Raw genomic sequence first — 20,186 nt, 5'->3', positions numbered from 1 at the left:
CGAAATACGGCCGCTCAAGGCGGCCGTATTCCTGTCGCTGCACTGCCCGCTCAGGCTGCGCGACGGGGCACAGCAGAGACCGCCGCGCCTTCTACCTTGAATACCGCCACCGACGTGGTCAGTGCATGCGCCTGTTCTTCCAGCGCGCGGCTCGCCGCAGTGGCTTCTTCCACAAGCGCGGCGTTCTGCTGGGTCACCTGATCCATCTGCACCACCACCTGGTTGACCTGCTCGATGCCGGCGGCCTGTTCCTTGCTGGCCGCTGCGATGTCGCTCATCAGCTGGGTGGTGCGCGAGCTGGCCTGGGCCACGCGCGCGATCGCGGCTTCCGATTCAACGGTCACCGCCAGGCCACTCTTCACCTTGGCAGCGGCGTCTTCGATCAGCTCCTTGATCTCCTTGGCGGCGACACCGGCACGCTGCGCGAGCGTGCGCACTTCGCTGGCGACCACGGCAAAACCACGGCCCTGCTCGCCTGCGCGCGCAGCTTCCACTGCAGCATTCAACGCCAGGATGTTGGTCTGGAACGCGATGCCGTCGATCACCGTGGAGATCTCCGAGATGCGAGCCGACGACTGATCGATCTCGCCCATGACCGATGCCATCTGTGCCATCGCCTGCTCGGTCTCGCGCACCGCGGCACCGGCGGCATGCGCTTCGCTGTCGGCCTGACGTGCCAGCTCGGCGTTCTGGCGTACGGTGGAAGTCAGTTCCTCCATCGATGCGGCCGCTTCTTCCAGATTGGCGGCCTGCTGCTCGGTGCGGCGCGACAGGTCGTTGTTGCCGGCGGCCAGTTCCTGCGCCGCGTTGTTGATGCTGTCGGCAGCCACCTGGATGCCCCGCACGATGCCAGTCAGCTGCGCAGTGGTGGTGTTGGCGTCGTCGCGCATGCGGGCGAACACACCGTCGTACTCGCCATCCATGCGTGCGGTCAGGTCGCCGTGCGAGATCGCGCGCAGCACGTCGGAGACGTCGGCAATGCTGGACTGCGAACTGGCCATCATGCCGTTGAGGTGCTCGACCATCGCCTTGAACTGGAACTGGAACGCAGTGGCATCGCCACGCATGCTGAAATCACCGGCACGCGCGGCGCGGGCCAGTTCATCGATCTGCGCGTTGATCGCCATCAGGCTCTGCTTCACCGCGGCCAGGGTGCGGGTCAGCGTGCCCTTCTCGCCCGGGTAGTCCGGCAGGTCGCGGCTGAGGTCACCGATGGCGTAACGCTGCATCACTTCAGCCATCAGCAGTTCCACCTGCACGTGCGATTCGACCAGGCTGTTGGTCGCCTGCACCATGCGGCCGAAATCGCCAGGGAACGCACTGGCGTCCATGCGATAGCGGATCGCGCCCGCCTCATGCTGTTCGGCCATCTGCAGCTGCGCGCCGATCGCCGCCTGCACGCTCTGCCGCACGCTGGCCATCGCCTCGCCAAGCTGGGTCAGCTCATCACGGCCACCCAGACGGAACTCCTGGTCCAGCTGGCCCTTGGACAGCCGTTCGGCCAGGTTCACCGCGCGGGCCAGCGGGCCGGTCAGGCTGCGGCCGATCATCACCGAGGCGCCGATGCCGACCAGCAGTGCGACGCCGCCCAGCACCAGCAGCTGCAGCAGGCTGCGCTCGCCCAGCCTGATCGCCTCGGCGGCTGCATCGCGGCTTTCCTTCTCTTCGAAGTCCACGCCGTCGGACAGCGCCTTGTTCCAGCCATTGGCCGCTTCCTGCACCGGGCCCAGGGTCAGCGCCACGGCGCCCGGGTAGTCGCCCTGCTCCATCAGTTCGCTGGTCTGCTTGTTGAGCGGGCGCGCGATGGCGCGCTTGGCCGCGATGGTTTCCGCGATGGCCTTGCCCTCCGCATCACCCGGTAGTGCCTGATAGGCGGTCCAGCTGGCCTCATAACGCTTGACCAGATCGGCGATGCGCTGCTCGTCGTGGCCACGGTCTTCGCCCTGGCGGATCAGCATCTCGCGGCGCACCACCATCATCTGGTTGTTGGCATCGAGCATCTGCGACAACAGACGCACCTTGGTCACGCTGACGTCGACCACCTGCTGCATCGCGCGCTTCTGCACGACACTGGCGGTGGCGCCGGTGGCCACCACGGCGGCAACCAGCAACAACAGCAGGCCAAAGCCCAGCCCAAGACGCCAGGCAACCCTGACATTCCTCAAGTAGTTCATCGGTACATCCAAAACGGGGGGATGCGCCCCTATCGGCCGTGCCACCGGCAATCTTGATCGGCAACACGCACGCGCGTCGGCAGCCGTTCACCTTGGTGAGGCCACGCGCCGCGCTTCTGCGGCAAGGTCCAACCGCCCGCCGGGACCGCACTGCTCATGCCGGCATCAGGTTGCTTTCACGGGGGCTGCGCAGCCTCTCCGGGCAGGGTGGAGCTGCCATCTGCCGGAGATCTCCATGCCCGTATGTCGCCCCGCCCTCCTCGCCCTGTCCTTGCTGATGTCCCCCGCCTTCGCGCAGGTGCCGCCGCCGGTCCAGCTGCCGGAGCCCATTGCCGAGAAGACCGGACCCGATACCGCGACGCGCTCGCCACTGCACGCCCAGGTGCTTCTGGATCGCGCCAATTTCTCCCCGGGCGAGATCGACGGTGAGGTCGGCAGCAATCAGCGCCGGGCCGTGGCAGGCTTCCAGGCGGCCCACGGCCTGACAGTGAGCGGAGAGCTGGACGATGCCACCTGGAAAGCACTGCAGGCCGATGCGACCACGCCGCTTGCCAGTTACACGTTGACCGCCGAGGACGTGGCCGGGCCGTTCATCGCCGTTCCGAAGACGCCCGCCGCGCAGGCAAAGCTGAAGGCACTGGGCTACAGCAGCGTCGAGGAATCACTGGGAGAGCGTTTCCATGCGTCGCCGGCATTGCTGAAGGCGCTCAACCCCGGCGTCGATCTAGCCAAGGCCGGCAGCCGCATCCAGGTGCCCAACATCGCACCGGCTGCATTGCCGAAGGCGGCGAAGATCGTGGTCGACAAGTCCGATTCCACCCTGCAGCTGCTGGATGCGCAGGGCAAGGTGACCGCGCAGGTGCCGGTCTCTTCCGGCAGCCAGCATGATCCGCTGCCGATCGGTGAATGGAAGATTCTCGGCGTATATCGCGACCCGCCGTTCCACTACAACCCCAAGCTGTTCTGGGATGCGCGCAAAGGCGAGAAGAAAGCCACGCTGCCGCCAGGCCCGAACAATCCGGTCGGCCGGGTCTGGATCGACCTGTCCAAGCCCCACTATGGCCTCCACGGAACGCCGGTACCGGGCCATGTCGGCAAGACCGAATCGCATGGCTGCGTACGCATGACCAACTGGGATGCGCTGCGCGTGGCCGATGCGGTGGATACCTCCGTCCCCGTGGTGATGCAGGAGTGAGCCGATGCGTTTTTCGCAGCTGATCGTGCTGGGCGTGCTGCTGGGTGTGGGACTGGGCTGGTGGCTGCGCCGCGATGCTGGCGAATTCGTGGCCGCGTCCACTCCTGCAGCGCAGCCCAGCGTGGCCACAACGCCGTCGATGCAAGCTGCCGCGCCGCGCGCGACGGCACCGACTGGCATCGACGCAGCCTCGGGCACCCTGCTGCTGCCGGTGCAGGGGGTACTGCCCTCTCAACTGCGCGACACCTTCACTGATGCACGCAGCGAGGGCCGCGTGCACGATGCGATCGACATCATGGCCGATGCCGGTACGCCGGTGCTGGCGGTGGCCGACGGCACGGTGGAGAAGCTGTTCGACAGCAAGCGCGGTGGGCTGACCATCTACCAGTTCGAGCCCAGCGGACGCTGGTGCTACTACTACGCGCACCTGCAGCGCTATGCCGATGGCCTGAGCGAAAAGCAGATGATCAAACGCGGGGATGTGATTGGTTATGTGGGCAGCACTGGCAATGCCAGCGCGGAGGCCCCGCACCTGCATTTCGAAGTACACGTACTGGGGCCGGAGAAGCAGTGGTGGAAGGGGGAATCGATCAATCCGTATCCGCTGCTGAAATCGGCTGCTTCGACGCCCGGCGCTGCCAGCGCCGCAAGGTGAACGTGAACACCGCCAACGCACCCCCGGGAATCAGCAGGAACAGTGCCGCCACCTTCCAGAAAAAGAACGGCCACAGCCAGACGTAATCCAGGTCGGTCAGCTTCAGCAGGTCCAGCGGGGGCTGCAGTTCGATCACGGCCGCCCTGCCCGCCAGCGCCGGGTCCACCTCCAGTACGGTTACCCGCAGCCATGAGCGTCCGCGTGGCAATGCATCACCGCGGCCATATCCAAAGCAGGACGCCATGAGCCCGCTGGACTCAACCGATGCCAGCCTGCGGTTGATACCCTGCCCGGCCACTCCCGAACGCTCTCCTGCGCGGAAGTCCCCATGATCGGTGGGAGTGTCGATGCGCAGCAGCACTTCAGGGTCAGCCTCAGTACCGTCTGCGGCATACCGCAGTCGCAGCCGCAGTTGGTCATCAATGAAGCGGTAGACCGTCACCTCGGCCGTCGCGCCGGGGCTGAGCAGCAGCGGCAGGGTCTGGGTACGCGAGGCCAGATGGTTGGCGATGGCGCCGAGCGCCAGAACCGCGCAGGCGATGCCCCACAGGCTCCACAACACCCACAGGGTGACCCGCACCACGGTCTCGCCTTTCACGCTGACATCCTGGTCATCGCTTCGCTTCCTCGCCGGCACTGGCAACACAGTAACGAAAAAGCCCCGCGTTCGCGGGGCTTCTTCCTTCTGCGACGCCAGGCATGGCCCAGCGCTACCGGTCACGCACTCAGGCGAACGGATCCTGCAAGACCATGGTGTGGTCGCGGTCCGGGCCGGTGGAGACGATGCTGATCGGGCAACCCGCCAGCTCTTCCAGCGAACGCAGGTAGGCACGTGCGGCCGGCGGCAGGTCGTCCCAGTGGGTGATGCCGTGGGTGTTCTCGCTCCAGCCCGGGAACTCCAGGTACACCGGGGTGCAGTCTTCCCAGCCCTGTGCGTCCAGCGGGGCGTACTCGGTGCGCTTGCCGTTGTATTCGTAGGCGATGCAGACCTTCAGCTTTTCCATGCCATCGAGCACGTCCAGCTTGGTGATGCACAGGCCGCTGATGCCGTTGATGGCCACGGCGCGCTTCAGCGCGACGATGTCCATCCAGCCGCAGCGACGCGGGCGACCGGTCGAGGCACCGTACTCGGCACCGCGGTCACGGATGCCCTGGCCGACTTCGTCGTCCAGTTCGGTCGGGAACGGGCCGCCGCCGACGCGGGTGGCGTAGGCCTTGGCGATGCCCAGCACGTAGTCGATCGAATCGGCGCCGACGCCAGAACCGGCCAGCGCACCACCGACGGTGGTGTTGGAGCTGGTGACGTACGGGTAGGTGCCGTGGTCGATGTCCAGCAGCGCACCCTGCGCGCCTTCGAACAGCACGCGCTTACCCTGCTTGCGCAGGTCGTGCAGGATCCCGGCCACGTCGGACTTCATCGGCTGCACGTACTCGCCGAAGGCCAGCGCTTCGTCGAAGGTCTTCTGGAAGTCGACCGCATCGGTGTTCAGATACTTGGTCAGCACGAAGTTGTGGTAGTCCAGCGCGGTGCGCAGCAGTTCTTCGAGCTGCTTCGGGTAATGCAGGTCGGCGATGCGGATGCCGCGACGCGCCACCTTGTCTTCGTAGGCCGGGCCGATGCCACGGCCGGTGGTGCCGATCGCCTTGCCACCGGCAGCGCGCTCGCGCGCCTGGTCCAGGGCGATGTGGTACGGCATGATCAGTGGCGCGGCCGGGGAGATCTTCAGGCGCGAACGCACTTCCACGCCGGAGGATTCCAGCTCGGCGATTTCCTTCTGCAGCGCGGCCGGCGAGATCACCACGCCGTTGCCGATCAGGCACAGCGCGTCGTCACGCAGGATGCCCGACGGGATCAGGTGCAGGACGGTCTTCTTGCCGTTGATGACCAGGGTGTGGCCGGCATTGTGGCCGCCCTGGAAGCGCACGACGGCGCCGATTTCCTCAGTGAGCAGATCGACGATCTTGCCCTTGCCTTCATCGCCCCACTGGGCACCAAGCACTACGACAGACTGACCCATGACGGGCTCCTCATATGTTGCGGCCATCGGGGCCGCGGACGGGTAAACCGTGGCGGGGCTGGCCAGCACCTGGAGGGCGGCTCCAAACGGGGAGCAGCCGGCGATGGAAGGCCCAGACACGGAAAAAGCCGAACGGGGAGGCCCGTCCGGCTTTTGTGCATTATCCGGGTTTCCGGGGTCAGGTGCCACCTTTCCGACGGACGGCTTCACCGGCCGGTCAGGCCGGCGTCTCATGTAGAGCCGAGCCCATGCTCGGCTGCCTTCCCGCCGCTGCGCGGCGCCGCCCGAACATGGGCTCGGACGCTACAGGGCGGGGTTCAGTGCCGCACCCACCACAGCAGGCTCAGCCCGGCCAGCAGCACCAGCCCGCCGAAGCTGCGCAGGGCCGGGCTGGGCAGGTCCAGCAGGCGCTCGGCCATGCGCTTCCAGGCGAACGGGGCGACGAACAGGAACAGGCCTTCCAGCACCGCGACCAGGCAGACGGCGGCGAACAGATCTTTCATGGGGGGACTCCGGAAAAAGCACGGGGCCCGGCGTCTGGCCGGGCCCCGTGGGGTAGTGCCCTGCGACCTCAGCGGTCGTTCTTCAGGTACTGCAGGAACGGGTCGTTCTTGTCCAGCACGATCACGCCGTTGCCGTCGGTCATGGAGCCACGGTAGGCCTCCAGGCTGCGGTAGAACGCGTAGAACGAGGGATCGGCCGAGCCGGCCTTGCCGTAGATACGGGCGGCATCGGCATCGCCTTCACCACGCAGGCGCTGGGCATCACGCTCGGCCTCGGCGATCAGCACGGTGCTGTCACGGTCGGCCTGGGCACGGATGGTCAGCGACTGCTCCTCGCCCTCGGCGCGCAGCTTGGCGGCTTCCTGCTTGCGCTGGGCGCGCATGCGCTCGTACACGTCATTGATCACCTGGCTGTCGGTGGGCAGGTCCACCTGCTTGATGCGCAGGTCGATCATCTGCATGCCGAGGCCGGCCACGGCTTCGTTGATTCCCTTCAGCTGCTCGGCGATCAGCTCGCTGCGGTCGCCGGAGACCAGCTGCTGCAGGGTGCGCGAGTTGATCTGGTTGCGCAGCGAGTCGGTGATGATCGGTGCCAGGCGGGCATTGGCGATCCGCGGATCGCCGCCGGTGGCACGGAAGTAGTCACCCACGTTGGAGATGTAGCCGATGGCGAAGAAGTCGACGCTGACGTCCTTCTGCTCGGCGGTGAAGTAACGCGCCGGCGCGGTGTCGAGCACCTGGAAGCGGCGGTCGAAGACCTTCACCGTTTCCACCACCGGCACCTTGAAGTGCAGGCCCGGCTTGATGTCCGAACGCACCACCTTGCCCAGGTTCAGGACCATGGCGGTCTGGTCCTCACGGACCACGTACACCGAGCCGAGCAGGCCCAGCACCACCGCCACGATCACGGCGATCCAGATAGGACTCTTCATCGGCTGCCCTCCTCACGGCCGCTCGGTCGCCCGGTCGGGCGGCCCACCGGCCGGCCCGGATCACGGGAAGCTTCCGCCGCTGCACCCGGCAGCGACGGCATCACCACCTCCGGGTTCGTCACTCCCGGCGGAGCCGGGGTGGTGGGACGGGTATCGCCGGTCATCGGCACGTAGATCAGCTGGCGGCCATCACCACCGATCACCTTGCGGTTCTCGCTCAGCACCTGCTGCACGGTCTCCAGCCACAGGCGCTTGCGGGTCACTTCCGGGGCGTCCTTGTACTGGGCCTGCAACAGGCTGAAGCGCTGCGCGTCACCCTCGGCCTTGGACACCACGGCCTGCTTGTAGCCTTCGGCAGTGGTACGGGCACGCGAGGCCTGGCCTCGGGCTTCCGGCACGACCTTGGCGGCGTAGGCCTGGGCTTCGTTGATCAGGCGTTCCTTGACCTGCTGGGCGCCATTGACCTCGTCGAAGGCCGGCTTGACCTCTTCTGGCGGACGGGCGTCCTGCAGGGTCAGGCCGGTCACGGTCAGGCCGGTCTTGAACGCCTTCAGCAGCGCCTGCAGGCGCTCTTCGGCAGCCACGGCCAGCGGGCCACGGTTGTTCAGCACGGCGTTGAGATCAGCGCGGCCCACTTCTTCGCGCACCGCGCTCTGCGCCGACTGCTCCAGCACCTGGTTGGCATCGACCGTGCCGAACAGGTACTGCTGCGGGTCGTCGATGCGGTACTGGACATTCAGCGAGACGTTGACGATGTTCTCGTCGCGGGTCAGCACCGGCACCTGGATCGAGAAGGTCTTGATCTCGGTGGCATTGACCTTGGTGACCGATTCGATCGGCCACGGCAGCTTGAAGTTCGGGCCGGGCTGCAGGATGCGCGAGAACTGGCCGAAGCGCAGCACCACGCCACGCTGCTGTTCGCCGATCAGCTGGAAGCTGGAGAACAGCACCAGCAACACCACGGCTGCCACCACCCAACGCACGATGCCACCGTCGAACAGGTCCTTCAGCGGCCCGGGCAGTCCGCCCCAGCCACCACCATTGCCACCGCCGCGCGACCCGAAGGGCCCGCGTCGATTGTCCTCGGGGCCTTGTCCGCCCTTGTTGCCGCCGGGTGTATTCCAGGCCATGCACGCTCCATCAAGATTTGGGCTGCGGCGCGGGCCCTTCCCGCACCGCCAGCCGTGAAACCATCACCGATCATACAAGATGGGGCGGATCGGCAGGATCGAAAGGGGGGCAACGGGGTAAGGTGGCGTTTTCCTCGAAGTCAGGCAACGCCGATGGCCCCCACCACCCCGTTCACCGCCTTCCGCATCGAAAACGACGACGCCGGCTACCGCAGCGGCCTTGCCCAGCTCCGGATCGACGACCTCAACCCCGGACAGGTGCTGATCCGCGCCCACTGGTCCTCGGTCAACTACAAGGATGCCCTTGCCGGTACCGGCAAGGGGAAAATCCTGCGCCGCTTCCCGCTCGTGGGCGGCATCGACGTGGCCGGTACCGTGGTCGCCAGCTCCGACCCGGACTGGCGTGAAGGCGATGCGGTGCTGGCCACCGGCTGCGGCCTCAGCGAGACCCGTGATGGCGGCTACAGCCAGTACGTGCGGCTGGAATCGCGCGCGGTGATCGCCCAGCCGGCCGGGCTGACCCCGCGCGAGGCGATGGTGCTGGGCACCGCCGGCTTCACTGCGGCGCTGGCCCTGCTGCGCATGCAGGACAACCGGCAGACCCCGGAACTCGGCCCGCTGGCAGTCACCGGTGCCAGCGGCGGCGTCGGTGCGCTGGCGCTGTCGATCTTCAGCCGTGCCGGCTACAGCGTGCACGCGGTCAGCGGCAAGCAGGACCAGGCCGATTTCCTGCGCAGCATCGGCGCCACCGAGGTACTGCCACGCGACGCGCTGGCCGATACCGGCCCGCTGCAGTCGGCGCGCTTCGGCGGTGGCCTCGACAATGCCGGAGGCGACATGCTGGCCAGCCTGCTGGCGCAGACCGTGCCCTACGGCAGCGTGGTCAGTGCCGGTCTGGCCGCCAGCCCGACGCTGGACATGACCGTGATGCCGTTCATCCTGCGCGGTGTCTCGCTGCTGGGGGTGTCCTCGGCCAATGCGCCGCGCGGGCTGCGCGAAGAGGTGTGGTCGCGACTGGGCAGTGACTGGAAGCCGCAGCACCTGGACCGGATCTGCACTGCCGAAGTCGGCCTGGATGGCCTGCCCGCCGTGTTCCAGCGGATGCTGGCCGGCGGCTCGCTGGGGCGCACGGTGGTGCGGATCGACTGAACGTCGCAGGCAGGCGACGGACGGCAGACGCGCCCCTCCCGCCGGTAATGTGCCCGCACTACACTGCGGGCATTACATGGGGAACAACATGGCACGCATTCTGATCGTCGACGACTCACCGTCGCAGCTGTTGGGGATACAGCGCATCGTCGAGAAGCTCGGGCACCAGATCCTGACCGCCACCGATGGCGCCGCCGGGGTCGAAACCGCCAAGGCCGAGCTGCCCGACCTGGTCCTGATGGACGTGGTGATGCCCAACCTCAATGGCTTCCAGGCCACCCGCACCCTCGCCCGCGACGAGGCGACCCGGCACATTCCGGTGATCCTGGTGACCACCAAGGACCAGGACACCGACCGCATGTGGGGCATGCGCCAGGGCGCCAAAGCCTACATCACCAAGCCGTTCTCGGAAGATGAACTGTCCGAGGTGCTGGAACGGGTGTTCGCCGGGCAGGGCTGAAACATTCCGGTGGGTGCCAACCTTGGTTGGCACGCCTTGAACGGCCGAAAGGCGTGTGGACCGAGGTCCACACCCACCAGAATCGATCTCAGATCGTTTCGCCAAACGCCTTGGCCAGATTCCGATAGGCCTTCTTCTGCGCCTCGTCGGTCGCAGCCGGGGCCACGATCTCGATTTCGACGATCTGGTCGCCGTCCGGGCTGCCGGGAAGGCCACGGCCACGCAGGCGCAGCTTGCGCCCGGCATCGGAATCGGCCGGAATCTTCAGCTCCACCGCACCGCCCAGGGTCGGCACGCTGATGCTGGTCCCCAACGCGGCCTGCCACGGTGTGACCGGCAGCGTATAGAGGATGTTGCGGCCATCGACCTCGAACTGCGGGTGCGCGGCGTACTCCACTTCCAGCAGCAGGTTGCCGCCATGGTTGCCCTGCCCTGCCAGGCGGATCACCTGGCCCGGGCGGATGCCCTTGGGCACGCGCACGTCCAGCTGCTTGCCGTTGACGGTGATGCGCAGGCTGTCACCGTTGTAGGCCGCCTCCAGCGGTACCGACAGCTTGGCGCGGGTATCGCGATTGGGCGCATGGCCCTGGCTGCTGAAGCCCGGCCCCGGACCAGCGCCGCCACCGCCACGCTGGCGCGCGAACAGGCTTTCGAAGAAGTCGCTGAAGCCGCCGTTGGGGCCGCCGCCGCCGAACACTTCCTCGAAATTGAACCCCCCGGCGCCGCCGTAGTTCGGCGGCACGTTGAACTCCTCGCCCGGGCGATAGCCCTGCGCGCGCAGCTGGTCGTAGGCCGCGCGCTTCTCCGGGTCGCGCAGCGCCTCATAGGCCTCGTTGACCGCCTTGAACTTGTCTTCGGCCCCGGCCTCCTTGCTGACGTCCGGGTGGTACTTGCGTGCCAGCCGGCGGTAGGCGGTCTTGATCTCCGCCTCGCCCGCGCTCGGTTCCACCCCCAGGGTGGCGTAGTAATCCTTGAATTCCATCCAGCTACCTCGATTCGCTTCGGCCGCGCCGGTGGCGCCGCCCCGGGTTCATTCTACGCGCCGGCGATGCTACGCCGCCCCTCGTGCGGCGCCGGTGAGGCCGACTGATCCTGCGCAATGCGGCTGCCATCCCCATGCCCCACGCTGTGGCTGGAAGCCCCTGCCGCAAAGCCCGAAGATGGGGCCTGCACGCAGGTTTTCCAATGTCTTGACGCCCCTGTCCCATCCGGCCCACTAGCCTGCCCCAGCAAGGAGTTCCCCATGACCATCCATGTCGGCGACCGCATTCCGGAAGTGACCCTCAAGCGCATCCGCGAGGGCATCGAAACACTCGATACGCATTCGCTGTTCGATGCGCGCAAGGTGGTGCTGTTCGCCGTGCCCGGCGCGTTCACCCCGACCTGCTCGGCGCGCCACCTGCCCGGCTACGTCGAAAAATTCCAGGCATTCCGCCAGCGCGGCATCGACGTCTACTGCATGGCCGTCAACGACCCGTTCGTGATGAAGGCCTGGGCCGCCGACCAGAGCGTGCCCGACGGCCTGCTGATGCTGTCCGACGGCAACGCCGAACTGACTCGCGCGCTCGGCCTGGAACTCGATGCCAGCGCCTCGGGCATGGGCATCCGCTCGCGCCGTTTCGCCCTGTACGTGGTCGATGGCGTGGTGCGTGCGGCCTGGGTCGAACAGCCGGGCCAGTTCGAAGTCTCTTCAGCCGAGTACGTGCTGGAGCACCTGCCCACCTGATCTTCCACCGCAAGAGGAAACGGCCAGCCATGTCCAGCAAGCCAGCCCAAGCCACAAAGCCTGCCGCAAAGGTTCCCGGCATCAGCGACCGCAAGACCCTGCGCGAACGCGCCCGGCGCAACATCGAAGATGGTGCGATCACCGACAGCTACAATGCCGACCGCGAGGCAGTGATCAAGCTGCTCAACGACGCGTTGGCCACCGAGTACGTGTGCGTGCTGCGCTACTACCGGCACTTTTTCATGGCCAAGGGCATGCTGGCCGACGCGGTCAAGGCCGAGTTCCTGGAGCACGCACAGCAGGAGCAGGCACACGCCGGCAAGCTGGCCGAGCGCATCGTCCAGCTCGGCGGCGAGCCCGATTTCAACCCGGATACGCTGACCGCGCGCTCGCACGCCGAGTACAAGGAAGGCAGCGACCTGCGCGACATGGTGCGCGAGAACCTGGTGGCCGAACGCATTGCCATCGACAGCTACCGCGAAATGATCAACTTCATCGGCGACCGCGACACCACCACCAAGCGCATCCTCGAAGAGATCCTGGCGCAGGAAGAGGAACACGCCGACGAGTTTGCCGACCTGCTGGATGGGTGGATCGGGGAATAGCGGTTACGCCACACGCTCGCTGCCATCTGCCGCGTTGTAGAGCCGAGCCCATGCTCGGCTGACTGCACCACGCACGTCACAAGAGCAGCCGAGCATGGGCTCGGCTCTACAACAGCGTCGCAAATATACGGAAAGCGGCGACCAAGGTCGGCACCTACCGCAGCACGTTGAACCGTACCTGGGTCCACGCGCCATCTGCCGCCAGCGCGGTCAGGGTGTGTGCTCCCGGATCGGCGAACTCGCGCTGCATCAACTGCGCGCCGTGGGTCTGCGCAATCCAGCGTCCATCCAGCAACCAGTCCACCGCCTGCTCGCTGCCCAGCGCGCGCAGCTGCAGGCGTACGCCATGTTCGGCGTTGGGTGCACGCGCCAGTGCTGCGCCGTCATTGAGGCCATCGATGTGCAACGCGACACTGGCCTCACGCCCATCGTCGCGGCAGTCAGGCGATAGCGCTGGCAATTGCGAGGCCTCGCGCGTGGCCTTGGACAACCACGGCGACAACAGCGCCGGCCAGCGAGCGATCTCACGCGCGACTTCCTCATGCGGCAAACGGCAATCAGCGGAGACACGCAGACCGGTCCGCGCATCGGCCAGGTAACGCTGCCGCCCCGGCTGCCAGCGCCGCGCTTCGCGCTCGGGGAAGGTCGGTGGTGCTGCACCGTCCAGCAGGTAGGCCTGCATCCTGCGCTGGCAGAGCGCAGCTGGCAGTCCCTCGGCACGTTCGCCGGTCGGCCAGCAGATGTCTTCCTGGCTGACACTGGCCGGCATTGGCGCAGCAGCGGAATCGCCACGCTGGCGCGGCAGGCTGTCCACCACTTCGAACATCAGCGGCAGTGCGGTAACCGCACCATACTGGCCCGGCAACGGCGTGCCGTCTGGTCGCCCCACCCACACGCCCACTGTGTAGTGACGGGTACTGCCGATGGCCCACGCATCGCGGTACCCGTAACTGGTGCCGGTCTTCCACGCCACACGCGGGCGGCCACCGACATCGAACGTCCCGACGCCATAGCCCGGCCGCGGATTCGATTCCAGCATCTCGCGGACGATCCAGCTTGCGCCGGGCGAAGCGAGGCGCCGCTCGATCATTGGCTCATCGTCGGTGTAACGCACGCGCCCGGCGATGCCATTGCGGTTGAGCGCGGCGAACGCGCCGACCAGGTCCTCCAACCGCGCGCCGGTGCCGCCCAGGATCAGCGACAGATTAGGCGTGCTGCCCGGCGGGAAACGCAGCTGGATGCCGGAGTGCGACAGGCGAGCGGCGAAACGCGCAGCACCGACCCGTTGCAGCAGATCCACCGAGGGTACGTTGAGCGACAGGCGCAATGCACTGGAAGCGCCGATCGGTCCGTTGAAGGCCATGTCGAAGTTGCCGGGGCGGTAGCTGCCGAAACTCTGCGGCGCATCCACCAGCAGGCTTTCCGAATGGATCAGGCCGTCATCGAGTGCCATCGCATACAGGAACGGCTTGAGCGTGGACCCCGGCGAGCGCCAGGCCTGCACCATGTCCACGTGCCCCAGCCGCTGGCGGTCACCGAACGCCAGCGTGCCCACATAGGCACGTGCCTGCAGGGTCTGGTTGTCGACCACCAGCAGGGCGGCCGAGGTGCGTTCGGGCAGCGTCGAGAAGTAGCTGGCCACGCGCTCTTCCAGCGTGCGCTGCAGGCCGATATCAATGCTGCTCTGGATGCGCGCTTTGCCCGGCTGCGCTGAATGCAGCCGCTGCGCCAGCAGTGCCGCATGCAGCGGCGGCCGCAGCGAGCGCGCCACCACGTTCTCGATGCGCGCGTCCTCCACTTCCTCCGGCGTCCACGCACCCAGTTCGGCCATGCGTGACAGCACCTTGTCGCGCGCCTTCTGCGCCGCTTCCGGATGGCGGTCCGGGCGCAGCCGGCTTGGCGCCTGCGGCAGCACCGCCAGCAACGCGGCCTCGGCATGCGACAGCTGCGCCGCCGGCTTGCCCAGATAGGCCCAGCTGGCCGCTTCCACGCCCTCGATGGTGCCGCCGTAAGGCGCGCGCTCCAGATACAGGGCCAGGATCTGCTGCTTGCTCAGATGCACTTCCAGCTGCACCGCGCGCAGCATCTGCTTGAGCTTTCCCCAGGGCGTGCGCGTATGCGGGTCGAGGATGCGGGCAACCTGCATGGTCAGGGTCGAGCCACCGGACACGATGCGGCCGCCGCGCAGCAACTGGCCGCTGGCACGCAGGATCGCCAGCGGGTTGATGCCGGGATGGCGCCAGAACCAGCGGTCTTCGTAGGTCAGCAACGCCTGCAGGTACAGCGGCGAGACGCTGTCGATCGAAGCCGGATAGCGCCACACGCCCTCGGCATCGGCAAAGGCACGCAGCGGCGTGCCGTCGGCGGCCACCACCAGGGTGCTGGTATCACGCTGCTTCGGCAGCGGCGGCGGGAAAGCGAAGTCCAGCACCAGCAGCAGCGCCAGCGAGGCGGCCGTGCCCCAGCGCAACCACGGCCACAGCGGCCGCAGCCGGCGGCGCAGGGCCGCCAGCCGGGTCTTCATTGCGTCATTCATTGCGAATTGCCATCAGGACGGGCCGCGCCGTCGCGGCCCGTCCGCGCGGTCACGGCTGTACCACCGTGATCGTGGTCGGGTTGCTGCGGCCGACGCCGCGCAGCTGCGGCCGGTACATGTCCTCCACCAGCGGCGGCGGCACCGAGTAGGTTCCCGGGGTCACCGCGCGTACCAGGTAGAACACGTTGGCCTTGCTGCCACGCGACAGCTTCAGCGCAGCCACGTAACGGTCGTCGCGGAACTCCTCGTGCTTGGTATCGGCGGCTTCACCACGATCGCTGATGGTGATGCCGTCCACGACCACGTCGGCCCACTGCTTGGCGTCGCCCAGGTTGAAGTTCTCGATCTCCAGGCCGGCCGGCAACAGGTCGGTCAGCAGTGCATCCGGCATGGTGGTATCGGCAGTGACGGTGACGCGCACGATCAGCGCTTCGCCTTCCTTCAGCGGCCGCGGCGTCCACGGCTTGCCATCGGTGCCGAAGTAGCTGCGTTCAACACCCAGCACGCTGTTGTCCGGTGCCGGCGCGCTGCGCGGGATGCCGGCCACGTCGATGCTGGCAAACATCGGCGGCTGGCCCTGCGGGGTGAAGCGTACGCCGCTGGCCAGTTCGCTGCCGGTGAAGTTGCGGCCGAACAGCTTGCGCTCACTGATCGCCTCGGTGCTGCCACCGATCACCAACTCACCGGCCACCAGCGCCTTCTGGTTGGCGGCCAGGGCCTTGCCGAGGCGGGCGATCGCCACCTGCTCCTGGGTGCTCAGCCACATCCAGCCGGCATTGCGGCGGGCATCCAGGCCACGGCCGAGATCGACCGCACGTGCGTCCCAGGCGGGCTTGGCCAGCTTGTTCTCGTGCGTCAGCGCGATCATCAGTGCGTCATCGCGGATCGCGCTGCCGTAGTCGCCGAAGTACGACGGGCGCTCGCTGCTGGACTTGGCGAACGCCGCCGCCAGTGCCGCCTGGCCACGCTTGGCATCACCCTGCAGTGACAGCGCCACGCCCAGGTGGACCAGCGACAGGCCACCGACCGCCTTGCTGCGCTCGTTGTCGTACAGCGTGCGCAGGGTACCCAGCGGCGCCCGGTTGACCCGGGCCAGCACATAGCCCGAATACGCCTGGTTGGCGAACTTCAGCTTCTCGCGGTCATCCTGGCCGTAGAACTGATTGCCACCGGACAGCAGGTCCTCACTGAGGCGGTTGAGTGCCTTCTGCAGTACGTTGTCGGGCACCGCGAAGCCGGCGTCCTTGGCATCGAGCAGGAACTCGGTGATGTACGGGGTCAGCCACGGGTTCACGTAGCCGTCGTCACCCCACATCGAGAAGTTGCCGTTGGCCACCTGCATCGACGCCAGGCGACCGAACGCGCCTTCCATGCGCTCGCGGCGGGTCTTGGCATCCAACCCGTCAGCCCCGAGCATCGACGACGTCGCCTGGTCCAGGATCAGTGCGGCGTAGCCCTTGCTGGTGGTCTGCTCGGCGCAGCCGTATGGGTAGTTCAACGCGCCCTGCAGGGCACTGGCGAACGGGATTGGCGGCAGCGGGCTGACCAGCAGGCGCGCGTTCACCGACTCGGCCATCAGGCCGTCGGTCAGGCTGTTGTCGAGGCTGACCGCGGCCAGTGGATCCAGCGTGCGTACCTGCGAGCGCAGCACCTGCGGCCACGCCGCACGCACCGGCAGCTCGTAGCGGCGGTCGGCCTTGAATCCGTTGCCGTCCACCCGCACCCGCACCTTGGCTACGCTGTGGCCCTCACGCGCGGACAGCGGGAAACTCAGCGTGGTCTTGGCATCGGCATTCAACTGCACGCTGCGGCTGCCCTCACCCAGGTTCAACGGGCCCTCGCTTTCCACCTTCACGTTGAACTGCCCCGGCTTGCCGGTGAAGTTCTGCACGTCCAGGGTCACGGTGCTGCGGTCGCCCGGGGCCAGGACGCGCGGCATGCTGGCTTCGGCCAGGATCGGCGCGCGCACCACGGTCTCCACATCGCGCTTGCCGTACTGGTCATCGCTGTAGACCAGCGCCGATACGCGCAGGGTGCCGTTGAAGTCCGGCACCTTCAGGCGGATGCGGGCGATGCCCTTGGCATCCAGCTGCACCGGGCCGGAGAACAGGTCCACGGTCTGCACGCGTGCGGTCGGGCGCTTGGCCTGCGGCAGCGCCTGCAGCGCCATGTCGCCACCAAACTTCAGCTTGCCGCTGCCGCCATCGAAGCTCTCGATCACCCGGCTGTAGATGTCGTAGGCATCGATGCCGAGGCGACGCTGGGCGAAGAAGTGCGCGCCGGCGTCGGGCACCGGGAAGCGGGTGATGTTGAGGATGCCTACATCCACCGCCGAGACGTTGACGTGCGCCATCTTGCCCGCCAGCTGCGGTGCACTGACCGTCACCGGCAGGTCCTGCTCCGGCCGCATCTGCTTGGGCGCAGCCAGGCCAACCGCCACGGTGCGGCCCTTGCGGTCCATCGGAACGTGCACCACACCCACAGCACGGGCCGGGGTGATCTTGCTCGGCGCACTGCCGCCACGGAACACCAGCGCGGTGATGTACACGTCGTGGCGTTCCCAGTCGGCGGTGACCGGAATCTTGAAGGTCGACCCCGGCTTGGCGTCGATGCCCTGCACGTACAGCATGCGGTCGGTCTCGACCATCAGGATGCCCTTGCCGGCGTGCGGCGGGGTCACCGTCACCTCGAGCGTGTCGCCTGCCTTGTAGCCGGTCTTGTCCAGGCCCAGCTTGATCTTGTCAGGGCGCGCGTCCAGGCCGCGGTTGTCATCACCCCAGCTCCAGCCCGCACGGAACGGATAGCGGCTGGTCAGGCCGGTGGACGGATCGAACACGTCCACCCGGTACTCGCCCCACTCCACCGGGAAATCAAAGGCCACCGCGCTGCCGCCGGCATCGACGGTGCGCGTTTCCTTGTTCTCGAAACGGCGGGTGAAGTCGTAGTCCCAGCGGTTGTCGTTGAAGGTCCAGTGGTAGTCGCGCAGTTCGCGCACCAGGGTGATCTTCAGGCCCTTGGCCGGCTGCGGCTTGCCCGCTGCATCCACGCGCATCAGCTCGAAGCGCGCATTGCCGTTGGAATCGGCACCGTCTTCGGGATTGAACAGCGGGCGCACGCCCACCAGCGCATTGGCCGGCCACATCACCCGCTTCAAGGTGCGGGTGACGGTACGGCCGCCGGTCTCGTACAGGCTGCCGGACAGCACCACTGCAATCGGTGCCTTGGCCTTGGCCGCCTCCTCCGGCAATGCCACATCCTCGCGCAGCTGGCCGTTGGCCGGCAGCGTGGTGTCGATCACGTCCTTGGCTTCGCGCGGCAGCTGCAGGGTCGGGTCACCGAAGAAGTAGCCCGGCAGGCCCTCCACCGGCTGCTGCTCGGCCGCCACTGCCATGCGCGCGGTGAAGCGGTTGCCATCGGCCGGCGCACCATACAGGTAGGCACCATTGGCCTGCAGGCGCAGGTCCTCACCCGGCTTCAGCGTCTTCTGCACGCTGTCCAGATCCAGCTTCATGCGCTCGGGCAGGAACTCCTCGATGCGCAGGGTCATGCCCTGGATCGCTTCCTTGCTGGCCGGGTCGGTGCGGAACTCGACCTGCCAGCGCCCGGTCGGCGCCTCGGCGGGGATCACCTGCTCGAAATTGATGTAGCCCTGGTCACCCGGCTGCAGGCGGGTCTCGCGGAAAGTCTTGCCGTCGGGCTGCTTCAGGCGCAGGAACACCGGTTGCGCCTTGACCGGCTTGCCATCGTTGTCACGCAGCAGCGCGGACAGGCGCACGGTCTCGCCCGGGCGGTACAGGTCGCGGCCGGACCAGGCGTAGACGTCGAACCAGGCATTGTCACGGCCGGCCACGGCGAATTCGCTCAGGTCCAGCGCCGGCTGGTTGAACGGCAGGAAGCTGGTGTCCTTGCCAGTGCTGGCGACCAGCACGTGGGTGGCATCCAGCGTGTAGTTCAGCAGCGCATTGCCATTGCCGTCGGTGCTGCCCTTCAGCACCACCTCGCCCTTGGCATCGAGAACCCGCAGGTCGATGCCCTTCAGCGGTGCGCCGTCCTTGAGGCCGGCGGTGTGCACGAACAGCTTGTCCTTGTAGGCGCGGGTATGCAGGCCGATGTCGCTGACCGAGAAGAACGCGCTATCGAACTCGCCCTCGTAGTCACCGGTGCGCTTGAGCAGGGCGAAGTACAGGCCCGGCTCCTGCAGTTCCTTGATGTCCTGGGTCGGCAGGTAGGTCAGCACCCGCTCGTTCTGCTTGCCACCCAGGATGAAGCGGTTGACGTAGACCGGCTCGGCCAGCTTGTTGATCGGGCTGCGCTCGTAGTCGCTGCTCAGCTCCCAGCTGCCACGGCGGCCTCCGCGCTGGTACTGGCTGAAGAAGGTCGGCAGGTCCTTCTCGCGCACGCGCAGGAACTCGACGTCGACCTCCGGCACGTTCACCGACACCACCGGCAGGCCACGGCTGTCCTTGGCCGGCAGCACGCTGCCCTGCGAAGCGAAGCCGACCACCGGCTTCAGCTCGCCGCTGAACACCTTCTGCTTCAGTTCCTTGCCCAGGCGGCTGCCATCGGCGGCCAGCAGATCCGGCGAGACCACCAGGCTGAACTCCTTGCCGGCCTCGACGAACGGGTAACGCAGGGTCAGGCCGTCATCGGACAGCGTCCAGCTGCTGTCGTCGGTGCCGACCTTTTCCTCGAAGCGCACCAGTTTGTCGAAATCCTGGGTGCCGACCAGCGGGCGCGAGAACTCCAGCGCCAGCGACAAGCCGTCATTCTTCTGGTCCGGGTAGGCACGCAGCAGGGTGAACTCCTTCACCTGCTCGGCCTTGGTGGTGATGGCTTCACCGCTGGCCTTGGGCAGCTGCCCGCTGTCGTTGCGGCAGCCGGCCAGACCCAGCAACAGGCCTCCTGCCAGTACCGCCGCCGCCCATCCCCACCGCTTCCGCCGTGCCGGACCGCTCATGTCGTCACTCCTTGATCGAGGTGGCCATTATAGGCAGGCCGCGTCAAGGCGTTGACGCCCCGGCGGTCGGAAACCCGGTCCCGCCCGGGACCCGGTAGCCGTCAACCTTGGTTGGCGCCCCCCATGCCAACCAAGGTTGGCATCTA

Annotated in this window: 15 protein-coding genes; 6 read left to right on the top strand and 9 right to left on the bottom strand. The window is 67.2% G+C overall.

Translation table 11 applies throughout. From position 1 onward, the window contains the following. Positions 1-50: 50 nt before the first annotated feature. Positions 51-2,174 carry a methyl-accepting chemotaxis protein gene (locus RI032_RS14070; RefSeq protein ID WP_164193464.1) on the bottom strand — a complete coding sequence of 708 codons (2,124 nt, stop codon included), beginning with the start codon at positions 2,172-2,174 and terminating at the stop codon, positions 51-53. 235 nt (positions 2,175-2,409) lie between these two features. Between RI032_RS14070 and RI032_RS14065 the strand changes: the two genes are divergently transcribed. Together RI032_RS14065 and RI032_RS14060 are read left to right on the top strand one after the other, a co-directional pair. Continuing rightward, the gene (locus RI032_RS14065) at positions 2,410-3,369 is read left to right on the top strand and encodes a L,D-transpeptidase family protein (protein WP_322547171.1); all 960 of its coding nucleotides are present in this window, start codon (positions 2,410-2,412) and stop codon (positions 3,367-3,369) included. Positions 3,370-3,373: 4 nt separating this feature from the next. Further along, a complete protein-coding gene (locus tag RI032_RS14060; protein ID WP_099560313.1) occupies positions 3,374-4,024 on the top strand; it encodes a peptidoglycan DD-metalloendopeptidase family protein in 651 nt (216 codons plus the stop codon). Here the strand turns inward: RI032_RS14060 and RI032_RS14055 are convergent. The 5 genes from RI032_RS14055 to hflK form a co-directional block, all read right to left on the bottom strand. Further along, positions 3,960-4,622 (bottom strand): hypothetical protein, encoded by a 663-nt coding sequence (locus tag RI032_RS14055; protein ID WP_322547170.1) that lies wholly within the window; start codon positions 4,620-4,622, stop codon positions 3,960-3,962. The genes RI032_RS14060 and RI032_RS14055 overlap by 65 nt on opposite strands. A gap of 127 nt (positions 4,623-4,749) precedes the next feature. After that, positions 4,750-6,042: an adenylosuccinate synthase gene (locus tag RI032_RS14050; RefSeq protein WP_010482787.1), complete on the bottom strand. Its 1,293-nt coding sequence runs from the start codon at positions 6,040-6,042 to the stop codon at positions 4,750-4,752. A gap of 317 nt (positions 6,043-6,359) precedes the next feature. Beyond that, positions 6,360-6,545 carry a DUF2065 domain-containing protein gene (locus RI032_RS14045; protein WP_005414170.1) on the bottom strand — a complete coding sequence of 62 codons (186 nt, stop codon included), beginning with the start codon at positions 6,543-6,545 and terminating at the stop codon, positions 6,360-6,362. A gap of 68 nt (positions 6,546-6,613) precedes the next feature. Further along, positions 6,614-7,477: a protease modulator HflC gene (hflC, locus tag RI032_RS14040; protein ID WP_010482785.1), complete on the bottom strand. Its 864-nt coding sequence runs from the start codon at positions 7,475-7,477 to the stop codon at positions 6,614-6,616. Further along, on the bottom strand, positions 7,474-8,607 hold the full coding sequence (gene hflK, locus RI032_RS14035; RefSeq protein ID WP_010482784.1) for an FtsH protease activity modulator HflK: 1,134 nt from the start codon (positions 8,605-8,607) through the stop codon (positions 7,474-7,476). Before hflK ends, hflC begins: the two co-directional genes overlap by 4 nt. A gap of 153 nt (positions 8,608-8,760) precedes the next feature. On the opposite strand from hflK, the gene RI032_RS14030 reads away from it, so the two are divergent. Both RI032_RS14030 and pilH read left to right on the top strand, forming a co-directional pair. Next, positions 8,761-9,756, top strand: a complete 996-nt coding sequence (locus RI032_RS14030) for a YhdH/YhfP family quinone oxidoreductase (RefSeq protein ID WP_043399083.1) — start codon at positions 8,761-8,763, stop codon at positions 9,754-9,756. Between the two features lie 88 nt (positions 9,757-9,844). Further along, positions 9,845-10,216 (top strand): twitching motility response regulator PilH, encoded by a 372-nt coding sequence (pilH, locus tag RI032_RS14025; protein WP_005410644.1) that lies wholly within the window; start codon positions 9,845-9,847, stop codon positions 10,214-10,216. An 88-nt stretch (positions 10,217-10,304) separates the two neighbouring features. Here the strand turns inward: pilH and RI032_RS14020 are convergent, their stop codons facing one another. Continuing rightward, positions 10,305-11,198, bottom strand: a complete 894-nt coding sequence (locus RI032_RS14020) for a DnaJ C-terminal domain-containing protein (RefSeq protein WP_010482782.1) — start codon at positions 11,196-11,198, stop codon at positions 10,305-10,307. A gap of 261 nt (positions 11,199-11,459) precedes the next feature. Here RI032_RS14020 and RI032_RS14015 point away from each other — a divergent pair, with 261 nt between their 5' ends. Both RI032_RS14015 and RI032_RS14010 read left to right on the top strand, forming a co-directional pair. After that, positions 11,460-11,942 carry a peroxiredoxin gene (locus RI032_RS14015; RefSeq protein ID WP_049454927.1) on the top strand — a complete coding sequence of 161 codons (483 nt, stop codon included), beginning with the start codon at positions 11,460-11,462 and terminating at the stop codon, positions 11,940-11,942. A gap of 29 nt (positions 11,943-11,971) precedes the next feature. After that, the gene (locus RI032_RS14010) at positions 11,972-12,547 is read left to right on the top strand and encodes a ferritin-like domain-containing protein (RefSeq protein ID WP_134958026.1); all 576 of its coding nucleotides are present in this window, start codon (positions 11,972-11,974) and stop codon (positions 12,545-12,547) included. Positions 12,548-12,701: 154 nt separating this feature from the next. Here RI032_RS14010 and pbpC read toward each other — a convergent pair whose 3' ends face one another. Together pbpC and RI032_RS14000 are read right to left on the bottom strand one after the other, a co-directional pair. Beyond that, positions 12,702-15,083, bottom strand: a complete 2,382-nt coding sequence (pbpC, locus tag RI032_RS14005; RefSeq protein ID WP_019338672.1) for a penicillin-binding protein 1C — start codon at positions 15,081-15,083, stop codon at positions 12,702-12,704. 49 nt (positions 15,084-15,132) lie between these two features. After that, positions 15,133-20,040 (bottom strand): alpha-2-macroglobulin family protein, encoded by a 4,908-nt coding sequence (locus tag RI032_RS14000; protein ID WP_322547169.1) that lies wholly within the window; start codon positions 20,038-20,040, stop codon positions 15,133-15,135. Positions 20,041-20,186: the final 146 nt, after the last annotated feature.

The organism is Stenotrophomonas geniculata, assembly GCF_034508895.1.
Classification (GTDB): domain Bacteria; phylum Pseudomonadota; class Gammaproteobacteria; order Xanthomonadales; family Xanthomonadaceae; genus Stenotrophomonas; species Stenotrophomonas geniculata.
This window is presented reverse-complemented; position numbering and strand designations above follow the sequence as displayed.